This window comes from Bacillus amyloliquefaciens DSM 7 = ATCC 23350 (assembly GCF_000196735.1).
GTDB classification, from domain to species: domain Bacteria; phylum Bacillota; class Bacilli; order Bacillales; family Bacillaceae; genus Bacillus; species Bacillus amyloliquefaciens.
On sequence record NC_014551.1, the window covers coordinates 758,986 to 780,329 of the forward strand.

At 45.6% G+C, this 21,344-nt stretch carries 15 protein-coding genes and 2 pseudogenes; 11 read left to right on the plus strand and 6 right to left on the minus strand.

The window, feature by feature from the left end; all coding sequences use genetic code 11:
* Positions 1-21: 21 nt before the first annotated feature.
* A pseudogene (locus BAMF_RS41765) lies at positions 22-1,890 on the minus strand (sensor histidine kinase); the annotation flags it as partial.
* Positions 1,891-2,137: 247 nt separating this feature from the next.
* Between BAMF_RS41765 and BAMF_RS24130 the strand changes: the two are divergent.
* The 9 genes and pseudogenes from BAMF_RS24130 (at position 2,138) to nosA (ending at position 17,097) form a co-directional block, all read left to right on the plus strand.
* Positions 2,138-3,214, plus strand: a complete 1,077-nt coding sequence (locus tag BAMF_RS24130) for a response regulator (RefSeq protein ID WP_013351354.1) — start codon at positions 2,138-2,140, stop codon at positions 3,212-3,214.
* Between the two features lie 156 nt (positions 3,215-3,370).
* Positions 3,371-9,283 (plus strand): SpaA isopeptide-forming pilin-related protein, encoded by a 5,913-nt coding sequence (locus BAMF_RS24135; protein ID WP_013351355.1) that lies wholly within the window; start codon positions 3,371-3,373, stop codon positions 9,281-9,283.
* Between the two features lie 109 nt (positions 9,284-9,392).
* Positions 9,393-10,046 carry a class A sortase gene (locus BAMF_RS41470; RefSeq protein ID WP_013351356.1) on the plus strand — a complete coding sequence of 218 codons (654 nt, stop codon included), beginning with the start codon at positions 9,393-9,395 and terminating at the stop codon, positions 10,044-10,046.
* Positions 10,047-10,287: 241 nt separating this feature from the next.
* Complete coding sequence (locus BAMF_RS24145) at positions 10,288-11,892, plus strand: sensor histidine kinase (protein WP_013351357.1); 1,605 nt, start codon at positions 10,288-10,290, stop codon at positions 11,890-11,892.
* On the plus strand, positions 11,889-12,569 hold the full coding sequence (locus BAMF_RS24150) for a response regulator (RefSeq protein WP_014469885.1): 681 nt from the start codon (positions 11,889-11,891) through the stop codon (positions 12,567-12,569). Before BAMF_RS24145 ends, BAMF_RS24150 begins: the two co-directional genes overlap by 4 nt.
* 12 nt (positions 12,570-12,581) lie before the next feature.
* On the plus strand, positions 12,582-13,544 hold the full coding sequence (locus BAMF_RS24155; protein WP_013351359.1) for a tripartite tricarboxylate transporter substrate binding protein: 963 nt from the start codon (positions 12,582-12,584) through the stop codon (positions 13,542-13,544).
* A 194-nt stretch (positions 13,545-13,738) separates the two neighbouring features.
* Positions 13,739-15,037 carry a citrate:proton symporter gene (locus BAMF_RS24160; protein WP_013351360.1) on the plus strand — a complete coding sequence of 433 codons (1,299 nt, stop codon included), beginning with the start codon at positions 13,739-13,741 and terminating at the stop codon, positions 15,035-15,037.
* A gap of 51 nt (positions 15,038-15,088) precedes the next feature.
* Positions 15,089-15,882: pseudogene (locus tag BAMF_RS24165) on the plus strand (MBL fold metallo-hydrolase).
* 123 nt (positions 15,883-16,005) lie between these two features.
* Positions 16,006-17,097, plus strand: coding sequence for a nitric oxide synthase (gene nosA, locus BAMF_RS24170; protein ID WP_013351362.1), 1,092 nt, complete (start codon positions 16,006-16,008; stop codon positions 17,095-17,097).
* Here nosA and BAMF_RS24175 read toward each other — a convergent pair.
* Positions 17,091-17,363, minus strand: a complete 273-nt coding sequence (locus BAMF_RS24175; RefSeq protein WP_013351363.1) for an acylphosphatase — start codon at positions 17,361-17,363, stop codon at positions 17,091-17,093. The two genes, nosA and BAMF_RS24175, sit on opposite strands and share 7 nt — an antisense overlap.
* A gap of 67 nt (positions 17,364-17,430) precedes the next feature.
* Between BAMF_RS24175 and BAMF_RS24180 the strand changes: the two genes are divergently transcribed.
* A complete protein-coding gene (locus tag BAMF_RS24180; protein ID WP_013351364.1) occupies positions 17,431-18,081 on the plus strand; it encodes an MOSC domain-containing protein in 651 nt (216 codons plus the stop codon).
* A 39-nt stretch (positions 18,082-18,120) separates the two neighbouring features.
* Here the strand turns inward: BAMF_RS24180 and BAMF_RS40590 are convergent, their stop codons facing one another.
* From BAMF_RS40590 to map, 4 genes are all read right to left on the minus strand, one after another.
* Entirely contained in the window at positions 18,121-18,255 is a 135-nt protein-coding gene (locus tag BAMF_RS40590; RefSeq protein WP_003155609.1) for a YflJ family protein, read from the minus strand.
* A gap of 179 nt (positions 18,256-18,434) precedes the next feature.
* Positions 18,435-18,590, minus strand: a complete 156-nt coding sequence (locus tag BAMF_RS41475) for a hypothetical protein (protein WP_013351365.1) — start codon at positions 18,588-18,590, stop codon at positions 18,435-18,437.
* An 81-nt stretch (positions 18,591-18,671) separates the two neighbouring features.
* On the minus strand, positions 18,672-18,983 hold the full coding sequence (locus BAMF_RS24185) for a DUF3243 domain-containing protein (protein ID WP_013351366.1): 312 nt from the start codon (positions 18,981-18,983) through the stop codon (positions 18,672-18,674).
* Between the two features lie 56 nt (positions 18,984-19,039).
* Positions 19,040-19,789 (minus strand): type I methionyl aminopeptidase, encoded by a 750-nt coding sequence (gene map, locus BAMF_RS24190; protein WP_013351367.1) that lies wholly within the window; start codon positions 19,787-19,789, stop codon positions 19,040-19,042.
* Between the two features lie 164 nt (positions 19,790-19,953).
* Here map and nagE point away from each other — a divergent pair, with 164 nt between their 5' ends.
* Positions 19,954-21,327: an N-acetylglucosamine-specific PTS transporter subunit IIBC gene (nagE, locus tag BAMF_RS24195; RefSeq protein ID WP_013351368.1), complete on the plus strand. Its 1,374-nt coding sequence runs from the start codon at positions 19,954-19,956 to the stop codon at positions 21,325-21,327.
* Positions 21,328-21,344 lie beyond the last annotated feature (17 nt).

Below are 21,344 nucleotides of genomic sequence, written 5' to 3' on the forward strand. Positions count from 1 at the left end.
ATCAATTTGAGCGGCGGGTAATGTAAAATGAAATGCTGAACCTTTCGCCTCTTCCGACTCTGCCCAGATGTCCCCGTTTTGGAGCTTGACGAGCTGTTTCACAATACTTAAACCTAAACCCGTTCCATCCTCGTTATTTCCTCCCGCTTGCTGAAAAGAATCAAAAATGGTTTCAAGATCAGCTTCAGGAATGCCGCTGCCGGTATCGGCCACGGTTATTTGAATCATGCTGTTATTCAGGCTTTCGGCAGAAAGAATAATTTTCCCCTCGGATGTATACTTGATTGCATTTTCAACAAGATTCGTTAAGATTTGCCGAAATCGGTTTTCATCTGCAAGCACAAAGGGGAGATCGTCCGGTACATGATTAAGAATGTCGAGATTTTTATGCTTGGACAAAAGCCGGTAGAAGTTCATCTCACTGCATATTGCGGCATGCACATCAACAGGAACAGGACGAATCTGCAGCAGACCCTGCTTCATTTTTTCCAAATCAAGAATATCATTTACGAGATTGGAAAGTCTGTAGCCCATCCTGATGATCAGCTGCATGTTTTCTTTCTCTTCCTCTATCGTCTTCTTTTTTCTGCCGGCTACAAGCGTCTGGCATATATTAATAATGCTGTTCAGCGGCGTTTTGAATTCGTGTGAAGTTTTGGCGATAAATTCATCTTTCAGCTGGTTCATTTTGACTAATTTACGTGAGAGGACTTCATTGTCCCGGAAAGCCCCGGCGAATTGCTGCGCCATCAGAAGAACCAGTGCCAATAAAGCAATGACTGTCGGCAATGAATAAATCGAATTAAAAGAAACAGCCGTTCTGCCGCTGTAAGCTGAAATTGTCGTAAGAATCACAAAGGCGCTCATTGAAACAGATGCCAGCGTAAGGTACATGCTTCCTTTTATCTTCCGTATGGCAGCAATCGTAAAAATATATGTAATATAAAACAAAGTCGTAACGGCAAGGACCGAATGTAAAATGTAAGAGAGGTGGTCAATAAAACTTACAGACATAAAATCAGTGACCAAGATGATCCCCGAAAAAGCAGTTAAAATGGTTATTGTCGTTTTTGACACAATTTCTCTGTATGCATAAAAGAGATAGAGAAAAACCGCAATGCTGACAAGCACGGAAGAGGTGCTGCGCAACAAATTCAGCAATGAAAATGATATAGACGGAAAGATGAGAAAGATCATTCTTTCTTTTCCGATCATAAGAATAATCGCAGAAAAAAGCAGACACATCACAGAAAAGAACAATAAATGTTTAGCCTTTGTTCTTTGCAGAAAAAAACCGAGAAAATATAAACCGGTAATGAAAAAAGCCGTGATCATAATGGAATCATTAAGAAAGGAAATTTGATTTTCGCGTATAATTTGTTCTTGAGTCCCAAACGTTATCGGTTTTGCGATCCCCCAGCCAGGCACTTTTCCGAAATTCGAAAATTGCAGGACAAGTTCATTATCACCCTTGTGAAGCATGAAAAAGCAAGTATACGGTTTGTTCTGAGCCTCAAAATCAGCTTTCTCTGAAGGGCTGCCGCTCTGTCCGATCAATTGTCCATTAAGATAAAGGCGGTTTGAACTGTAGATAAAAGATGTGCTGATTCCGAAAACCTGATTCTCTTTATTTGAGCGGATTGTCAGTTTGTACGTTCCGTAATCCGTATCGGCTGTTTTTCTGAACAGCTTCACATTGACAGGGACATCAACGAGTACAGGTTTTTTTCCTTTTTCTGAATGAAGATCCCGCGGTGACAGCATTTGATTTGGATACAGAAACCACTTCCCATTCAGCTGGACATTCCCGTCCTTATGAAAATCCCAATTCTTCAGATTGATCACTCCCTGTTCTGCTTTAGGGAGAGTTGTTCCGGAGAAATGATCCATGGCTATAAAAATGATAAAGAAGGCAGCGTAGCCGCAAATAATCGAAATAGAAATGAATTTTTCTTTCACATCATTACTCCTTTATCCCATTCAGGGTCATTCTATTATCCTATTCAATGTATAAATATTGTAATCCTAAACTTCATAAAACAACAAGAGAAAGAAAAAGAATCCAACTATATAGGGCGTTGGGCATGGTATAATTGAAATTATTTTCAGATATCTATATTGACGGGTGGGATGCGTTTTGAAAGCGATAATTGTGGATGACGAGGAATTGGCATTGCTTCATTTTAATCATATGCTTGAGCGGACAAACGCCTTTCAATCTATTTTAATGTTTCAAGATCCGGCGGACGTTCTGGAGTATTCGGGGCTTTCAGCAGCTGATGCGGTGTTTCTTGACATTGAAATGCCCGGGATAAACGGTATTGAGCTTGCTGAATCAATTCAGGCAATTAATGAAAATATTCAAATTATTTTTATCACCGCTTATAATGAATTCGCTATAAAAGCGTTTGAGTTAAATGCTGTTGATTATCTTTTAAAACCGGTTGACAATGCCAGGCTGCTGACAACCGTTGAGCGAATCCGAATGAATAAAAAGCTCAGGACGGCAGACGAAAACACCGGGACGGATTATTTTATACAATGTTTTGGAAACCTGGACTTTTATCAATCGTTAAATGGTGTCAAAACATACATAACAGTCAAGTGGAGAACATCCAAAGCGCGTGAACTGTATGCATTTTTACTTCTTAATCAAGGGCGCACGGTCAGTAAAGACATGCTGATTGAGATGTTTTGGCCTGCTTATGAAGTTTCAAAAGCGAGCACTCAGCTCTACTCGACAATATATCAGATACGGAAATTAATCAGTCAGCTTCCCTTCAGCCAATCCATAGAAAATACCGATATAGGATATATTCTTCGGCTTTCAGGGGTAAAGGTTGATACAGTTGACTGGGAAAATACATTAAAAGAAGCTCCCCCGCTCAGTCAAGCCGCATTAACCCGGCACATGGACATTGTCATGTCATATGAGAACCATTATCTGATGGAGAATGGCTACCTGTGGGCGGAGCCGGAAAAAACACGTCTGGCGCATCTGTGGCTCAGCAAGGCGTACGAACTGATTGATTTTCTCATTCAAGAAAAGAACGAGCATCAAGCAATGGACGTTTGCCTGCAGGTCGAGAAAATAGAGCCCCGTGACGATAAAATTATACAATACAAACTGCAGTTATTTAATCAATTGGGAAAAGTAGAAGAGGCGATAAAAGAATATGAACGCTATAAACAAGTGAAGGACTGGACCGGCTGATGCCGGTCTTTTTTTGTGCGTTATTTCTGAAATGATCCTATGTACAGAATTTGTATAGGTCGATTTCATACAATGTAGTTTGGTTCGGATAAGGAGAATCCCATGCTTACGGGCTTGTTCGAACGTAAGTCTATATAAAAGGGGAGGAATAAGACATTGGGAGTGAGGAACTTTTCGTTCAGCCCGCAAAAAAGCAAAAGGCTGAGAACAGCATTGATCACATGCTTCACGCTGTTTTTCATCTTCAGCCAAGTTGTCAGCTTTACTCCGATCGCAGCCGCTTCCGGATCGCAGCTAAGCGAGAGCGGATTCTTTGATTCAGTCACGGTCAAAGACGGCAAACATCAGACCGTTGACGGATCAAAAGGCAGTGAGCCGGCTTTAGCACCGAAAGATGAAGTGACACTGACATACGAATGGTCTCTGAAAAACAAGGAAGATGCAAGTGACCGAAATATCACCTTAAAGATCCCTGAAAGTTTTACATTAGATAACGATATCGAAGGTGAGCTGAAATCAGCTGATCGGGTGATCGGTATATATAAAGCTGAAGCAAAAAGCAGCACTCTTGAGGTGAAAGTGAACAAGGAAAAGGCGGAGGCCGATGATGTCAAAGGCTCCATTACACTGCCGGCGAAGTTTACACCTGACGTAACAGATAAAACGAAAACGGCAAAAGCTCTTTTTCAACTGGACGCCGGCAAGACCCAGCAGGTGATCATACCTGTGAAGAAAGATGAGACAACGAATTCCGAAACAGAAAAAAACACCTCTTCAAAACCTGCTGAACCTCAGGAAGAAGCAGAGAAAAAGTCAACATCTGCAGACAGCAGGGATAAGAAAGAACAGACAACGAAATCAAGCCCTTCTGCTGAACGCAATCAATCAAAAATGGTGATTTCAAGCAAATCTGCTGTTAAAAGTCTTCAATCAGGCGGAAGCCAGATTACGCAAAATATTTTAACTGATGTGAAATTGACGGATGAAAAAGGAAAACCATTTGACAAAAACAACCGTGCGAATACGAATTCTCCGGCAAATATCACCATTCAATGGGCGATCCCGAATGAGCTGGGGAAAACAATAAACGACGGTGATCGATATGAATTTGACCTGCCTAAAGAATTTATCATGCACAATGACATTACGAACCAGCCATTGACCAACGGCGACATGACGTACGGAACTTTTTCCATTAATACGAGCGGCCATGTCATCATGACGTTTAACGGCGAGGTAAAAGAAGATTTTAATGTCAAAGGGTCATTGTATGTAAACACCCAATTCAATCAGAAAGAAATAAAAGGGTCAACCACACAAAAGATTAAGTTTCCGGTTAACTCTGATACCCCGGAAGTAACGGTTTATTTTAAACCGAATGTCACTAAAACCATTGATAAATCAGGGTCATTGGATAAAGGCATTAACCCCGGAAAGGTAACGTGGACGGTTGATCTTAATAAAAAGGAAGAAGAAGTCAAAAATGTGAAATTGACGGAAAGTCTTCCGGACGGTTTGACCTTCCGCTCTGTGAAAGTGTATGAACTCGATGTGAATATTGACGGCTCGGTGAGTCAAGGAAGTGAGATAACGTCAGGCTATACCGTCGACGACAAAGGAAATGTCACATTCGCCGGGACGATTGATTCAGCCTATCGGCTCATCTATGACACAGTTATTGATGACGATGCAAAGCCTGCTAAAGGCGGAAATATCACGCTGACAAACAAGGCGGCATTCAGCGGGGATAATGCGGAGCCGATTTCTGCGGAAGCCTCCGTAACGGCGGGCTACGGAAAAATGATTGAAAAATCTTCGACCGGTTATAAAGGGGAAACCCAAACGTTCAGCTGGGCTGTTATGTACAATTACGGTGAGAAAAAGATTGATCAATCCAAAGCCGGCATCAAGGATACGTTCGGATCAGACGATCTGCACCTTGTTCCCGGATCTTTGAAAGTCCTTCCGATTACATTCAGCCAAAACGGCAGCGAACAAGAAGGCGCCCCATTAAAAGAAGGCGGGGATTATACGCTGACTGATAACGGGAACGGCTTTGAGATCAAATTCAAGCAAACTGTCACAGGAGCATATAAGATCAATTATCAATCTCAAGTCAACGATGGGGTCATTATTGACAGTCCTGTCAAATACACCAACACAGCAGTTACAGATACGGGGGAATCAAAGGAAACTCCGGGGACAGCCATTCAGCAGAATCTGATCAAAAATTATTCAAACGCAGACTATGAGAAGAAGACGGTTGATTGGACAATCACAATCAATAAAAACCGTTACACAATGAAAGACTGGACTCTGGATGATCAATTCACCAGCGGAGGTCTGGCGCTCATTGATGATTCATTTCACATGCAAGATACGACTGAGAACAAAACGCTGAAAGAAGGAACAGATTATACAATAACAAAAAAACCCGGAAATCAAGGCTTTACAATAGCATTGATCGGGGATTACGCAGAAACAAACAGTCAGTTTAAGATCACGTATACGACAAAATTCAACACTGACTTTTCTAATGAAAACATCAAGAATACGGCGGAGTCGACATGGACCGATCAAAATGGCGGCAAACGCACAAATAAGGAATCGAGCGGCTTCACACCGAACAATCAGACTTCCCATAACGGATTCAAAAACGGCTCATACAACGCCGTTTCAAAAGAAATCACATGGAAAGTCGGCATCAATTACAATGGCGAACCTTCAAAGAATCCTTATATAAAAGATACGCTAACAGATGGTCAGCAATTTTTGCACGGGTCGGTTGCCGTCAAAAAGTACACCATCAGTAAAAACGGTTCCATCACTGAAGGAGAGGCGCTGGATCCTTCGAAATACGAAGTGGAAGAACCGTCAGACGGCAACAAAAATACATTAACCGTACATCTTAAAACAGAGGACTCTGTACCATATCTGATTGAATTCAAAACGTCACTGAAAGGTCAGGTCATTAAACAGAATCAATACACAAACAAAGCAGAGTACTATAATGATGACCATGCAGACCGAACGTTGACGGGTTCAGTATCAATCGCAAACGGCGGAAACCTGGTTTCTAAAGGCGGTAAACAGAGCGGGAACTATATCGATTGGAACATCAATGTCAATGCCAGCCAATCGACACTGGATGACGTAAAAGTCAAAGACACCCCAGATGAGAACCAAATAATAGATGAAGATTCTTTTAAAGTATATCAAGCAAAATATGATGAGAACGGCGTTATGAAAGACAGCAGTGGAAACCTTGCTGCGGGTGATGTGCAGCTTGAGAAAGATAAGGACTATAAATTAGATGTTAAAACCGACAATGCCACCGGTGAACAATCATTTGTCCTCACCTTTACAGGCAGCTATAAACAAATAGACCGTGCGTATGTCATACAATATCGTTCTCTCATTAATATTTCCGGCAGCAGCGGTCAGGTCAACAACAAAGTATCAATATCAGGGACAAGTGTTAAGGAGCAGACCCAGGAGAATAACAGCTCAGTGCTTGTCGCCATTTCAAGCGGCGGCGGTTCAGGATCAGGAGAGAAGGGAAGCATGACGATATCCAAAACAGGATCAGACGGTGCATCTCTTCCGGGAGCAGATTTTCAATTATGGTCTAAAGACGGCAAGCAGCTGCTGCGTTCAGGCACAACAGATGAAGCCGGTAAACTTACGTTTGGGAATATCCGTTACGGAACCTACGTACTGAAAGAAATAAAAGCGCCGGACGGCTACACCATCAGCGACGCCTATGTAAACGGGGTCCTTGTAACGGTCGACAGTAAATCCTCCGGGGCGGGTGCTCCCTACAAAGTCATAAATCAAAAAAATAAGGTGACGCTTATCAAAAAAGACGAAAACAACAATCCTTTGGCTGGTGCCGTATTTAAGCTGGAGAAAAAATCAAGCGACGGTACCTATACATTAATAAGAAGTAATATTGAAAGCGATAAAAACGGGAAGGTTGAAATAAACGGTTTGCCAGCGGGGTACTACCGACTGATGGAGACGAAAGCTCCTTCAGGGTTTATCGTGAACACAAAAGCGATTCACTTCTCAGTCGCAAAGAACGAAAAGAATCAAGTGCCTGATGTTGAATTGGGATCAATGGTTAATTATCAAGGAAAAGCCGCTTTAACGAAGGAAGATGCGGAAGGCCGGAAGCTTGAAGGTGCAGTCTTCAAAATCATCGACAAGGAAGGAAAAACGGTTCAGAAAGATCTGGTTTCAGATCAGGACGGCAAAGTAGAGACTTCCGGACTTGCACCCGGACATTACGCCTTCATTGAAACAAAAGCGCCAGCCGGTTATGTGTTAAACACGGAGAAAAAAGAATTTACCATCTCAGAATCGGCAGAAGGAAAGCCGAAGCCGTCTGACGCAGGAACGGCCGTCAACTATAAAGGCTCTGTTCAGCTGACGAAGGAAGATGCGGAAGGCCGGAAACTTGAAGGTGCAGTCTTCCAGATTATCGATCAGGATGGAAAAACAGTTCAAAAAGATCTGGTTTCAGATCAGGACGGAAAAGTAGAAACATCCGGACTTGCACCGGGGCGTTACGCCTTCATCGAAACAAAAGCGCCAGCCGGTTATGTGTTAAATACGGAGAAAGTGGAGTTTACGATCTCAGAATCAGCAGAAGGAAAGCCGAAGCCGTCTGACGCAGGAACGGCCGTCAACTATAAAGGCTCTGTTCAGCTGACGAAGGAAGATGCGGAAGGCCGGAAACTTGAAGGTGCAGTCTTCCAGATTATCGATCAGGATGGAAAAACAGTTCAAAAAGATCTGGTTTCAGATCAGGACGGAAAAGTAGAAACATCCGGACTTGCACCGGGGCACTACGCTTTTATCGAAACAAAAGCGCCAGCCGGTTATGTGTTAAATACGGAGAAAGTGGAGTTTACGATCTCAGAATCGGCGGAAGGAAAGCCGAAGCCGTCTGACGCAGGAACGGCCGTCAACTACAAAGGCTCTGTCCAGCTGGTCAAGAAGGATCAAGACGGAAATGTTTTAGACGGTGCAGTATTCAAAATCACTGACAGTGATGGAAAAACTGTAAGAGACGATCTGATGACAAAAGAAGGCGGCAAGATTGACGCCGACGGTTTGGCACCGGGAAGCTATCAATTTGTTGAAAAACAAGCACCGGATGGTTATCTGCTGTCAACAACACCTGTGCCGTTTACGATTAAGGCTGAGAACAGCGGAAAACCGGATCAGGCTGTCCTGACTGCAGTTAACATCAAGAACAGTGTTGTTCTCACAAAATTCGATCAAGACGACAAACGGAAAGTCCTGAAAGATGCAGAGTTCAAACTGACAGATGCAAACGGCAAAGTGCTGACAGAGGGTCTGACTACAGATCAGCACGGGCGGATTATTGTGCGGGGACTGAAAGCGGGCGAATATCAATTTATCGAAACAAAAGCGCCTGAACTTTACAGTTTGGATCAAACGCCAATATCATTCAAGGTTACAAATACCGACATAAAACCAATCGAAATCAGTGCGAAGAACAAATTAACACCTGGCGATGTAACACTGACAAAAGTGGATCATGACGATAAAAATAAGGTGTTAGAGGGTGCTGAATTCAAGATAACAGATTCCGGCGGACATCCGGTAAACACCGGCGGAACCAGCGAAAAACGGCCGGCGTTATGGAAAACGGATAAAAAGGGACAGTTTACGGTGAAAGGTTTAGCCCCGGGACAGTACCGATTTATCGAAACAAAAGCGCCTGACGGCTATCAGCTGAACGAAAAACCAATTGAATTCACAATTGAAAAAGGACAGTCAAAAGCTGTTGAAGTTGTCGTTTCGAATAAGAAATTAAAAAATCCCGCACTTGGGAAAGACACACCGAATCATCAAACGAAGCAAGGCGGGCATCACCCTGATACCAATGGTAATGCCAATCATCCGGATACAGGCAAAAGCCTGCCGAAAACCGGTGATACGGACGGTATGATGCAGGTGACGGCCGGTATTCTGCTGCTCTTAGCCGGCGGAGCCGCGGCTCTTGTATCAAGAAAGAAGAAGGCAAGAAATAGATAGACGTTACCGCACCTGATCATGTAAGAATCGATCAGGTGCTTTTTTAAAACGAAAGTCATTTCACAACAAGTACCCATCCCGTATTATGTACAAGAAAGGAATTTTCTTCATGTTTAAAAAAACGATCATTGCTGTTCTGATTCTATCCGGGCTGCTTCTTGTCACCTCTCCTCTCATGAAAGGGTGCCTTATCGCTTACCTCAGTAAAAGCCATAGTGAAGCTGAATTGACCGCAGAACAGGCGCGGAAAAACAACATGAAAAAAGCGGATTATGCATTTGATTCAATTCATCCTCCCGGTTTTAGGGAAACCGTTCAGTCGAGTTTTAACCGCAAACCGAAACCGATAATCGGACGGATCACCATCAGCAGCGTCAATTTGGAGCTCCCGATTTTAAAAGGCACAACCAATGAAAACCTGCTGATCGGCGCGGCAACTATGCGGCCGGATCAGAAAATGGGAGAGGGAAACTACCCGTTGGCTGGTCACCATCTGAGGCAGGAGAACCTATTGTTCGGCCCTCTTTTACACATAAAAAAAGGCGCGCAAATCGTAATTACCGATTTTAGAAAAGACTATATTTATTCTGTAACATCAAAAAGCACGATTTCAGAAATAGAAGCAAACATAATTCAGGAGACAAAAGAAAAAGAGATTACTTTAATCACATGTGACAAAGCGGTAAATACCGAAGGACGTCTGGCCGTCAAAGGAAAGTTGATTGATATTGCCGGTCATTCAAATGTATCTCAGCCATCTTAGAGAATCATTCTGTCAACTGGATATACGTCAGTAATTAAACTTCCCGAGACTGGCTTCTGTCAGTCTCTTTTTTGCACAGCGGTTATAAAAAGGTCGTCCTGCTTATCTCTCTTGAGGAAAATGATACCTATCGCACTTTTTTACAGGAATTACAAGAGAAAAAGATCACGAAAATTCATAAAAATGAGAAATAAAGATTTGAAAAGTGGTATCATTTTAGGAGGAAAGGACGGCTGGTGCTGTGTTGGAAGAGAAGCGGTTTTATGTCTCTCTGCAAATGAAAATAGCCGGATTAATCACGGCTTTATTAATACTTGTCATCGGAACGCTCACCGTTATATTTGCTTTTCAGCAATTAAATGAAGGGCAGAAGCAGGCTGAACAGCTGGCGGTGCAAACAGCAAAAACCATTTCTTACATGCCGCCTGTAAAAGAGGCATTCCGGCTTGCGGACGAAGGTGCTTTTACAAAGTTAGACGTCATTGAACAAATGAAAGAACAGGCAGGTGCGCACGCCGTCTACATTACTGATCAAAAAGGGCATGTTGCATTTCATTCGGCCCGCAGCAGCATCCCAAAAGAAAATCAAAATCTGCAAAATAAAACCGTTATGTTCGGCGGATCTCCGGTTTCCGATGGAATGAAAGCCGTCCGGGGAAGCGCGCCGGTTATTCTGGATGAAAAAAATCATAACGAAGTCGTCGGAACGGTGACAGTCGAGTTTTTACAAGATGAGATAGAAAAAGATATGAAAGCGCATCTGCGGCATTTGGGCTATTTTGCATGTTTGGTATTTCTTATCGGTATCGGGGGAGCGGCGGCACTCGCAAAAAGCATCCGTAAAGATACACTCGGCCTTGAACCGCATGAAATTGCAGCGCTGTATCGGGAGCGCAATGCGATGCTCCTTGCGATTAAAGAAGGAATTATCGCCGTAAACAAAGAGGGCGCGATAACGATGATGAATTTATCCGCGGCTGATATGCTGCATCTTCCGGAGCCGATGATCGGAAGGCATATAAAAGAAATCATGCCCGGCGCAAAGCTCATGCCGGTTTTGTCAGGGGGAGAAGTGCCGCCGAATGTTGAGGTGCGTGCCGGAGATAAAGTATTCATCTTAAACGTGAAAGAAATGAGGCAGGCCGGGCAAGTATACGGAGCGGTCATAAGCTTCCGCGAAAAAACGGAGCTCAAAAAGCTGATTAACAAGCTGACCGAAATGAAAAAATACTCGGAGGATCTGCGGGCGCAAACGCATGAATTCTCGAATAAGCTTTACGCGATACTCCGTCTGTTAGAGCTGGGAGAATACGAGGAAGCCATTGAACTGATTAAAGAAGAGTATGCCATCCAAAATGAACAGCATGAAATCCTATTTCAAAACATTCATTCCCAGCGTGTTCAGGCCATACTATTAGGAAAAATGGGAAAAGCCTCTGAGAAAAAAGTGAAGCTCTCGATAGATGAAAACAGCTTTTTAGAGTCGCTGCCGGAGCATGTGGGTTCATCCCAGCTCATTACGATCATCGGAAATCTTATTGATAACGCTTTTGACGCCGTCGCCGAAAAAGAGAAAAAAGAGGTTGCCTTTTTTATGACCGATATCGGCAGGGATATCGTCATAGAAGTGGCGGACTCAGGGGACGGCGTGCCTCAGGAAAAAACAGGAACGATATTTGAAAAGGGATACTCTTCAAAGGGGACAAGGAGAGGATACGGCTTAGCCAATCTGAAGGAAGCCGTCAGTGAATTGCAGGGATGGATAGAGATTTCACAGCAAAAGAGCGGCGGTGCCGTATTTACGGTGTTTATACCGAAAGAAAGGCCAAAGGGGGAATCCGTGTGATTAACATCGCGATTGCAGAGGACGACTTTCGAATAGCGCAAATCCATGAAAAATTTATCGAACATCTGGATGGGTTCAATGTCATCGGCAAAGCAATCAACGCCAAAGACACCTTATCTCTGCTTGAGAAACAGCAGCCTGATCTGCTGCTATTGGATATTTATATGCCGGATGAGCTGGGAACAGATCTGCTCCCGCTCATCCGCCGCCGTTTTCCTTCCGTTGATATCATTATTATTACGGCTTCTGCTGAAACAAGGCTGCTGCAGGAAGCGCTCAGATCAGGCGTTTCCCACTATGTCATAAAACCGGTTTCGGCACGTAAATTTACAGATGTGCTTTTGCAGTACCGTGAAAAAAGAGAATGGCTGCACTCACAGCCGGAGCTGAGCCAATCCGTAATCGACATGTTTTTCGGAAGCAGTCAGAAAGAACAAAAACAGCTCAGTGATCTGCCGACAGGCATTAACTCTATTACCCTTCAAAAAATCAAAAACGCGCTCCGGACTGCCCAAAAAGGGATGACGGCTGAAGAGCTGGGCGAAAAAATGGGCGCCTCCAGAACAACGGCGCGGCGCTACGCCGAGTTTCTCGTTTCTCGGGAAGAAGCGCTCGCTGAATTAGAATACGGCATTATCGGCAGGCCGGAACGAAAATATTATTTAGCACATGAATAAGGGATGGGAGAAATGAAGCGGTTTGGAGTGCTTCTTATTATGCTTGCGGCGCTGGTTTCTTTGGACGGACGGCAGATGGCGGGCATCCGCTCAGCCGGGGGACCGATTGAAATTGTCGTACCCGCAGCGCCTCAAGGGGGCTGGGATGTAACGGCAAAGGCTTTGCAATCAGTAATAGAGCGGAAACATATTTTGGGACGGCCTGTAAAGATCGTCTATAAGCCCGGCGGAGGCGGAGACAGCGGGTGGAAATACGTGAATGAACGAAAAACGGATGTCATCAGTATGAATTCAAGCCTGCTGTTAAGCAATGAAATCTTGGGCCAAAGCCGGCTGAAGGCAGCTGATTTTACGCCCTTGGCCATTATCGCAAAAGAGTGGCAGACTGTCGCTCTTCCGAAAAATTCAAAGATAAAAAGTGGGAAGCAGCTGCTCGGTGCTATTAAAACACATCCGGGCGGCATAAAAATCGGATTTGCGCCAGGTCTTGGAAATGATGACCAGCTCTCCTTTGCGAGAGCCGCGGAAATGGCCGGAATTTCTCCGTTTGATATCCGCTTTTTTCAATACGGGAGCAGCAATGAGGTTATTGAAGCGCTTATCAGTCACGATATAGATGCCGCCTCAATGACCATTTCAGAAGCGAGAGCCGCCTATCAGAAGGGAAAAATCACATTAGCGGCCGTTACTTCTGACAAAAGGCTCTCCGGCTTTAGCGATGTCCCGACCTGGAAAGAGCAAGGGGTGCCGTTTGTCTTTGCGCACTGGAGGGGCATCATGGGGCCGAAAGACATGACCGAAGGCGAGATCGCTTATTGGGATCAGGCTTTGAAACAGATTACCTCATCCGCGGAGTGGAAGCAAATGATGAAAAAACGGGATTGGGAGAGCTTTTATAAAAACAGCAGCGGCGCAAAACGCTTTTTAGAAGAGCAGACTGAGTTTTATAAAGAGATGATGAGCAGCGAAAAATAAGGATTCCGCAGACTTGCGGAATGCTTTTTTATTTATAAATGAACAAAATGATCAAAAAGGTTATAAAAAATTAAAAATCTTTAAAATCCAAAATATTTACTTCATTATGCAATTCTCATAAGATAGCAAAAAGGCAGATAAAGGGGAATCGGGCCTTTAAAATGTAAGCGTATTCATGATAAGGGGGACATACTGTGTTAGCAATCTTAGGCTTTCTTATGATGTTTGTTTTTATGGTGCTGATCATGACAAAACGGCTTTCGGTGTTAACGGCGCTCGTGTTGACGCCGATCGTGTTCGCGCTGATTGCCGGCTTTTCTTTTAACCGGGTCGGCGAGATGATGATCTCCGGTATTGAACAGGTGGCGCCGATTGCAGTCATGATTATGTTTGCGATTCTATATTTCGGCATTATGATTGATACCGGTTTATTTGATCCGATGGTTGCGCGTATTTTAAAGCTGGTCAAAGGCGATCCGCTCAAAATTGTTGTCGGAACAGCAGCGCTGACCATGCTCGTCGCGCTGGACGGTGACGGCTCGACGACGTATATGATTACGACAAGCGCGATGCTGCCTTTGTATATTATGCTCGGAATCCGTCCGATTATTTTAGCGGGAATTGCCGGTGTCGGCATGGGGATCATGAACACGATTCCATGGGGCGGCGCGACGCCGCGTGCGGCAAGCGCGCTCGGTGTGGACCCGGCAGAGCTGACGGGTCCGATGCTTCCTGTCATTGCCAGCGGCATGGTATGTATGATGGTGTCCGCTTATGTGCTCGGAAGAATAGAACGGAAACGGCTCGGGGTGATCGAATTAAAGCAGCCGTCCCATACAAATGAAACTGCTGCGGCAGTGGAAGATGAATGGAAGCGGCCGAAACTGTGGTGGTTCAATTTGCTGTTAACACTTTCTTTAGTGGGGTTTTTAGTATCGGGAAAAGTGAATTTAACCGTGCTGTTCATCATTGCGTTTTGTATCGCGCTGATTGTCAATTATCCGAGGCTTAACGATCAAAGGGAGCGAATTTCAGCCCATTCGAGCAATGTGCTTGCGATCGGTTCGATGATATTTGCAGCAGGCGTGTTTACCGGAATTTTAACGGGGACGAAGATGGTCGATGAAATGGCCATTTCCCTCGTATCGCTTATTCCGGAGCAGATGGGGGGATTTATTCCGGCGATTGTTGCCTTAACGAGCGGTATCTTTACGTTTCTGATGCCCAACGACGCCTATTTTTACGGCGTGCTGCCCATTTTGTCTGAAACTGCCGTGGCATACGGCGTGGATAAGGTGGAAATCGCACGTGCTTCGATTATCGGCCAGCCGATTCATATGTTAAGCCCGCTCGTGCCGTCGACGCATTTATTAGTCGGGCTTGCCGGGGTAACCATTGATGAACACCAGAAATTTGCGATGAAATGGGCGGTTCTTGCCGTTATCGTCATGACGGCCTTTGCGCTCATCATCGGCGCGATCACGATTTTTTAACATAAAACATCCGCTTCGTCGCACACTAAAGGCATCAGAGGAGGTGCCATGATGAGTGATCCGTTTATGCCGCTCTTTTCATTGAAAAGCGGTGTCGGTTTTAAAGCGGCGGACGGTGTTTACGGGCTGACCGTCCAGATTGCGAATGTTTACTTTATCGAAAATCCCTCAGCTCCGGGGGAAATCATTCTGGTTGACGCGGGAATGCCGCAATCAGCGGAGATGATTACAGAAGAAATGAAACGCCGGTTCGGAGATGGGTATCAGCTGAAGGCGGTCATGCTGACGCACGGCCATTTTGACCATGTCGGAGCGATTGAAGAGCTGCTTGAAATGTGGGATGTGCCGGTTTATATTCATGAACAGGAGCTTCCGTACGTGACGGGAAAAGCGGATTATCCGCCTGCCAGGCCCGATGCGAAAAAAGGGCTTGTCGCAAAGCTGTCGCCGCTGTTTCCGCGCCATGCGATCCGCATTCCGTCCGTTCAGACCCTGCCTTCAGACGGCACCGTTCCGTTTCTTGAAGAATGGAAATGGGTGCATACGCCCGGCATACGCCCGGCCATATTTCTTTTTTTCGGCAAAAAGACCGCGTTCTGCTTGCCGGTGATGCCGTCATCACTGTTGAACAGGAATCGCTTGCGGACGTTGTCATTCAAAAGCAAGAGCTTCACGGCCCGCCGGCGTATTTCACAGCGGATACGCAGACTGCGGCAGCATCCGTCCGGAAACTGGCCGAACTGGAGCCGGAAGCGCTTTTGACGGGTCACGGAATTCCGATGACGGGCAAAAACTACCGTGAGGATTTGCTTACATTGGCTGAAAAACTGCATTCCGTTTTGTAAAACACCTGCGAAAATCACAGGTGTTTTTTCTTTGTACTTTCCAGTATGATACAAAAAAACCATTGTGTTCACTTCTAAAAACGATACAATGGGAAGCAGATGTAAATTGAAGGAGAGAGTTTTTTGAAACATACGGAATTACTCTGGGATGAGGCGAAAGCTTTTATTGATGTCTGCTATCAGGAACTCGGAATGGAATCGGAAACCAATGCGCGTCTTCACGCGATAAAAGATGAGATAGATCGGACGGGAAGTTACGTCCATACGGCGGAAGAGCTTGAACACGGGGCGAAAATGGCGTGGCGCAACAGCAACCGCTGTATCGGACGTCTCTTTTGGCAATCGCTGAACGTCATTGACCGGCGCGGCGTGAGCACGAAAGAAGAGGTGCGCGACGCATTATTTGAACATATCGAAATCGCGACGAACGGCGGAAAAATTAAACCGACGATTACGATTTTTCCCCCTGAGAAGAATGGGGAGAAACAAGTGGAAATCTGGAATCACCAGCTCATCCGCTATGCGGGGTATGAGACAGAACAAGGAAGAATCGGCGATCCGGCATCATATGAGCTGACGGCTGTCTGTGAAAAACTCGGCTGGCGCGGAAAGCGGACCGATTTTGATATTTTGCCGCTGCTTTTCCGAATGAAAGGGGACGAGCAGCCGGTCTGGTATGACCTGCCTCAGACGCTCGTGAAAGAAGTGCCGATCTCCCATCCGGATATCAAAGAGTTTGCCGATATGAATCTCAAATGGTACGGGGTTCCGATTATCGCCGATATGAAGCTTGAAATCGGCGGACTGTCGTACAACGCGGCGCCTTTTAACGGATGGTATATGGGAACGGAAATCGGCGCAAGGAACCTTGCTGATGAAAAACGGTATGACTTGCTCAGAAAAATCGCGTCGGTCATGGGGATTTCCGCCAGCCTGAATACCGATCTGTGGAAAGATCAGGTGCTTGTGGAACTGAATAAGGCAGTGCTCTATTCATATAAAAAACACGGCGTCAGTATCGTGGATCACCATACGGCGGCGAACCAATTTAAGCGCTTTGAAGAGCAGGAACAAGACGCGGGCAGAAAGCTGACGGGAGACTGGACCTGGCTGATCCCGCCGATCTCGCCTGCTTCCACCCACATTTTCCATAAATCATATGACAATACGATTGTGAAGCCGAATTATTTTTACCAGGACAAGCCTTATCAGTAACTGATGGAAAAGGTGCGGTACCCTTTCAGATGGCGTGATTCTTCGACGGTTACGCCTGTGACATTTGAGAAGGGGCTCCCTTTTCTGACCGCTTCGGCAAATTTTTTCAGCGACTCTTCAGGGCCTTCGGCAAGAATTTCAACCCGGCCGTCATCACGGTTTTTTACCCATCCGGCGATCTTATGTCTGTCTGCTTCCATCTGAACGAAGTAGCGAAAACCGACGCCCTGAACCCGGCCGTCTGCAACCATACGATATTGAAGCATGGAAAAACCACCTTTTTCTTACTATGATAAAGGATAAATATGATATTTCGCAAAGGATGTGAACGAGGTGACGCAAGACTATTCTATCAATCTCGGAAAGCCCGCCATTCATGAATTTGCCGGCAGACAAATCAATTCCGGCATCGTAAAGCGGCCCGCGGATTCCCCCGTCATGCTGTATAAAACCCATTTTGCAGGGGACGGACAAGCTGATCTGAAGCATCACGGCGGCCCGGATAAAGCGGTGTGCGTGTATCCCGCCGAGCATTATTCATATTGGGAAACAACGCTTGAGAGAAAACTTCCCGCCGCCGCGTTCGGAGAAAATGTAACGGTCAAAGGGCTGGCCGAGCAAGACGTGTGGATCGGAGACGTGTTTCAGCTGGGGGAAGCCGTCGTCCAAGTGAGCCAGCCGCGCCAGCCCTGCGTCAAACTCGCGCTCAAATATGACATCAAGGATATGGTGCTCCGTGTACAGCAGACCGGCTTTACCGGCTTTTATTTCAGGGTGCTTGAAGAGGGATATGTCGATCCGCGTCCGGTCCTCAAGCGTCTGTCGAGAGGCAAAGAAAGCATTTCCGTCTGGTATGCGAATGAAGTGAAATACCGCGATTCCGGCAATCTGGCGGCGATCGAAGAAGTACTGCGGGAAGAAGCGCTGTCAGAAAGCTGGAGGGACTCCTTCCTTAAAAAAAGAGACAGACTGATGAATGTATAGAAAAAAAGCCGTGCTGACTGACAGCACGGCTGATTTACGTTATGCTTGTTTCTTTGTTTCGAGCAGATTGGCAAGGAAATACTTTTTGAAGCTTTGAAGCTTTCTTCCTTCATAGTGGGTAATTCCTTTTTTCTTTAACTCTTCTACATACCAGCCTTTACTGCCATAATGCATGTCAGAAAACTCCTTTCTCCGTTCTCCCGCTTAGGAGAGTTTCTTCAGTTTTTGCCAAACTTTTGGCATTGTAACATCTATAAAAAGACGCTGAAAAGGGGGTAAGCAAAAACTGAGCCTTTCGATTCAGAGATGTAAAGCTTTCTTACATATATATGTAAAGGGCGGTCTTTTCATGCTTAATGGCCGGTCAATTTTAACAGCACCGTGCCGAGCGTCATGATTCCGAATACGACGCCGAAATAAATCAGCAGCCCCTTCTTTTTCTTCACCCCGTAAACGGTGAGAATGATGCTTTCAATAAAGAAAATAAACCCGAAGATAATAAACCACATGTTGAAAAATGGCTCCTTTCACAGACATATCTCCAGTGTAGCACATCTCTTATAACGGAACATAAAAAGCCGGGCACTGTATCAGTGTCCGGCAAGTTTGACAAGCAGCTGGGCCAAATGCTGTTTTTCATTGTCATCCGCAATGTCCCACAGCTCTTGTAAGAGTTTTTCTTCCGCATTGCGGGGCTCCTCGTGCTTGGCGAGATAGTCCCCGAGGATGGCGGCGCTTTTGATGATTTTGCTGTCATCCAGGCCTAGTTTTTTTCCGGCGGAAATTTTCTGGTGAAGGTACGCCTTAAATTCCTCGAAATCCTCTAAAATCTGCTGCTTCGTTACGCCGTGCATGGCGTGTATTTCGTTTTCGATTTTGATTTGTTCTTTATCTTTTTTCATGCGTCTCCCTCCTTCGGGTTAGTTGTTGTATACCTGTTTGGGAGGGAAATGAAACATTACAATGCCGTTAAAATAATCGGTTTGTCTTTTGTGATGACGATGGTATGCTCCACTTGGGCGACAAGGCTTTTATCCGGCGTTTTAAACGTCCAGCCGTCTCCCGCTTCAACAATCGTTTCGGCCTTCGTGGAAATAAACGGCTCAAGCGCGATCACGGTTCCGTTTTTAAAAAGCGCGTTATCAAACGGATCGTAGTAATTCATGATGTGGTTCGGCGCTTCGTGGAGGTTTCTGCCGATTCCGTGGCCCGTCAGCGTTTTAATGACGGTAAAGCCGTTAGAGCGGGCTTCATGGTAGACGGCTCTGCCGATCTGGTTCTGGCGCTTGCCGGCTTTCGCCTGTTCAAGCCCTTTTTCAAATGCAGAAGCTGCGCAATTACAGAGCTTTTGCAGGAGTTCGTCACCTTCGCCAAGCACAAATGAAATACCCGTATCAGAGTAAAAACCGCCGAACTCCGCCGAAATATCGATATTTACAAGATCCCCCGCTTTTAGGATTTTAGAGGCGCTCGGAATGCCGTGAGCGACTTCGTCATTTACGCTGATGCACGTCACGCCCGGGAAATCATATTCCTTCTCCGGAGCGGAAGCGGCTCCGTATTCGTCAAGCACCGCCTTTCCGATCAGGTCAAGATCTTTCGTGCTCATGCCGGGCTCGGCTTTTTTCTTCATTTCTTCCCGTGCCAGCGCGACAATTCTGCCGATTTTTTTTAGGCCTTCTAATTCTTGATCGTTTGTTACAATCATTGTCATTCCCGCTTTCTATTTTTATTCATCTTATTCAAGCTTACCACAACTGGTTTATAAATAGAAAACCAACAAGCCGTGTCTGAATAAATGAAGGAAAATTGGTATAGATCACTAGATAACTTATGTGTTATATTTAAGAAAAAAGAAGGGGGATGGGTAAAATGCTTCAATTTTTTCAAAAACTCGGAAAATCTTTTATGCTTCCGATTGCCGTTCTGCCCGCCGTGGGTATTATTTTGGCCATCGGCAGGGAGGACTTATTAAATATTCCGTTCATTTACGCGGCGGGGACAGCGGTATTTGATCATCTGCCGCTGATTTTCGCGATCGGGATCGCGATCGGGATTTCGAAAGACAGCAACGGGGCCGCCGCTCTGTCGGGAGCAATTTCCTATATAATGCTTGAGGCGGCTGTAAAATCAATCAATTCGACAAATAATATGGCCGTTTTCGGGGGGATTATCGCGGGGTTAATTGCGGGTTACACGTATAACCGCTTTAAGGATACGAAGCTGCCGGAATATCTCGGATTTTTCAGCGGACGCAGGCTTGTGCCGATTGTAACGGCGCTGATCACCATTATTTTGGCCGGGATTTTCGGCTTTGTGTGGCCGCCGATTCAGTCAGTGATTACATCATTCGGAGAATGGATGATCGGGCTTGGCGGTATCGGCGCCGGGATTTACGGGATTTTTAACCGTCTTTTGATTCCGTTCGGTCTGCATCATGTGCTGAATAATATTTTTTGGTTCCAGTTTGGTGAATTTCACGGAAAAACGGGAGATCTGGCCCGCTTCTTTGCAAAAGATCCGACGGCCGGGACTTATATGACGGGATTCTTCCCGATTATGATGTTCGGGCTTCCGGCCGCATGTCTGGCAATGATTGCTGCGGCTAAGCCAAGTAAGCGCAAAGCGACGGCCGGGATGATGATCGGACTCGCGCTGACGGCATTTATTACCGGAATTACAGAGCCGATTGAATTTGCATTTATGTTTTTATCACCGCTTCTGTACGGGGTCCATGCTTTATTAACCGGATTCTCTTTATTTATCGTCAATATTCTCGGAATCAGGTCAGGTTTTTCGTTCTCAGCGGGGGCGATAGATTATCTCCTCAGCTACGGCATTGCCGAAAAACCGCTTTTGCTGCTCGTTGTCGGGATTTGTTATGCGGTGCTCTATTTTGTCGTCTTCTACGTACTGATCAAAACGTTAAACTTGAAAACGCCGGGACGGGAAGATGATGAGGAAGAGGAAGTGCTTAGTGAAGATACGGCCGGTTCCGTTGAAGAACATGCCATGCTCAAGGGGCTCGGCGGCAGACAAAACCTCGAAACGATTGACCACTGTGCGACCCGCCTCAGACTGACCGTACATGATACGTCTCTCATTAATGAGGCGGCACTTAAAAAAGCGGGAGCAAAAGGGGTTATCAAAACGGGGAATAAAACGGCGCAGGTCATTATCGGCCCGAACGTCGAATTTGTCGCGGAGGAGCTGAGAGAGGCCGTCCGCCGTGACGATCAGAAGTAGACTTGAAAAATCCGGAT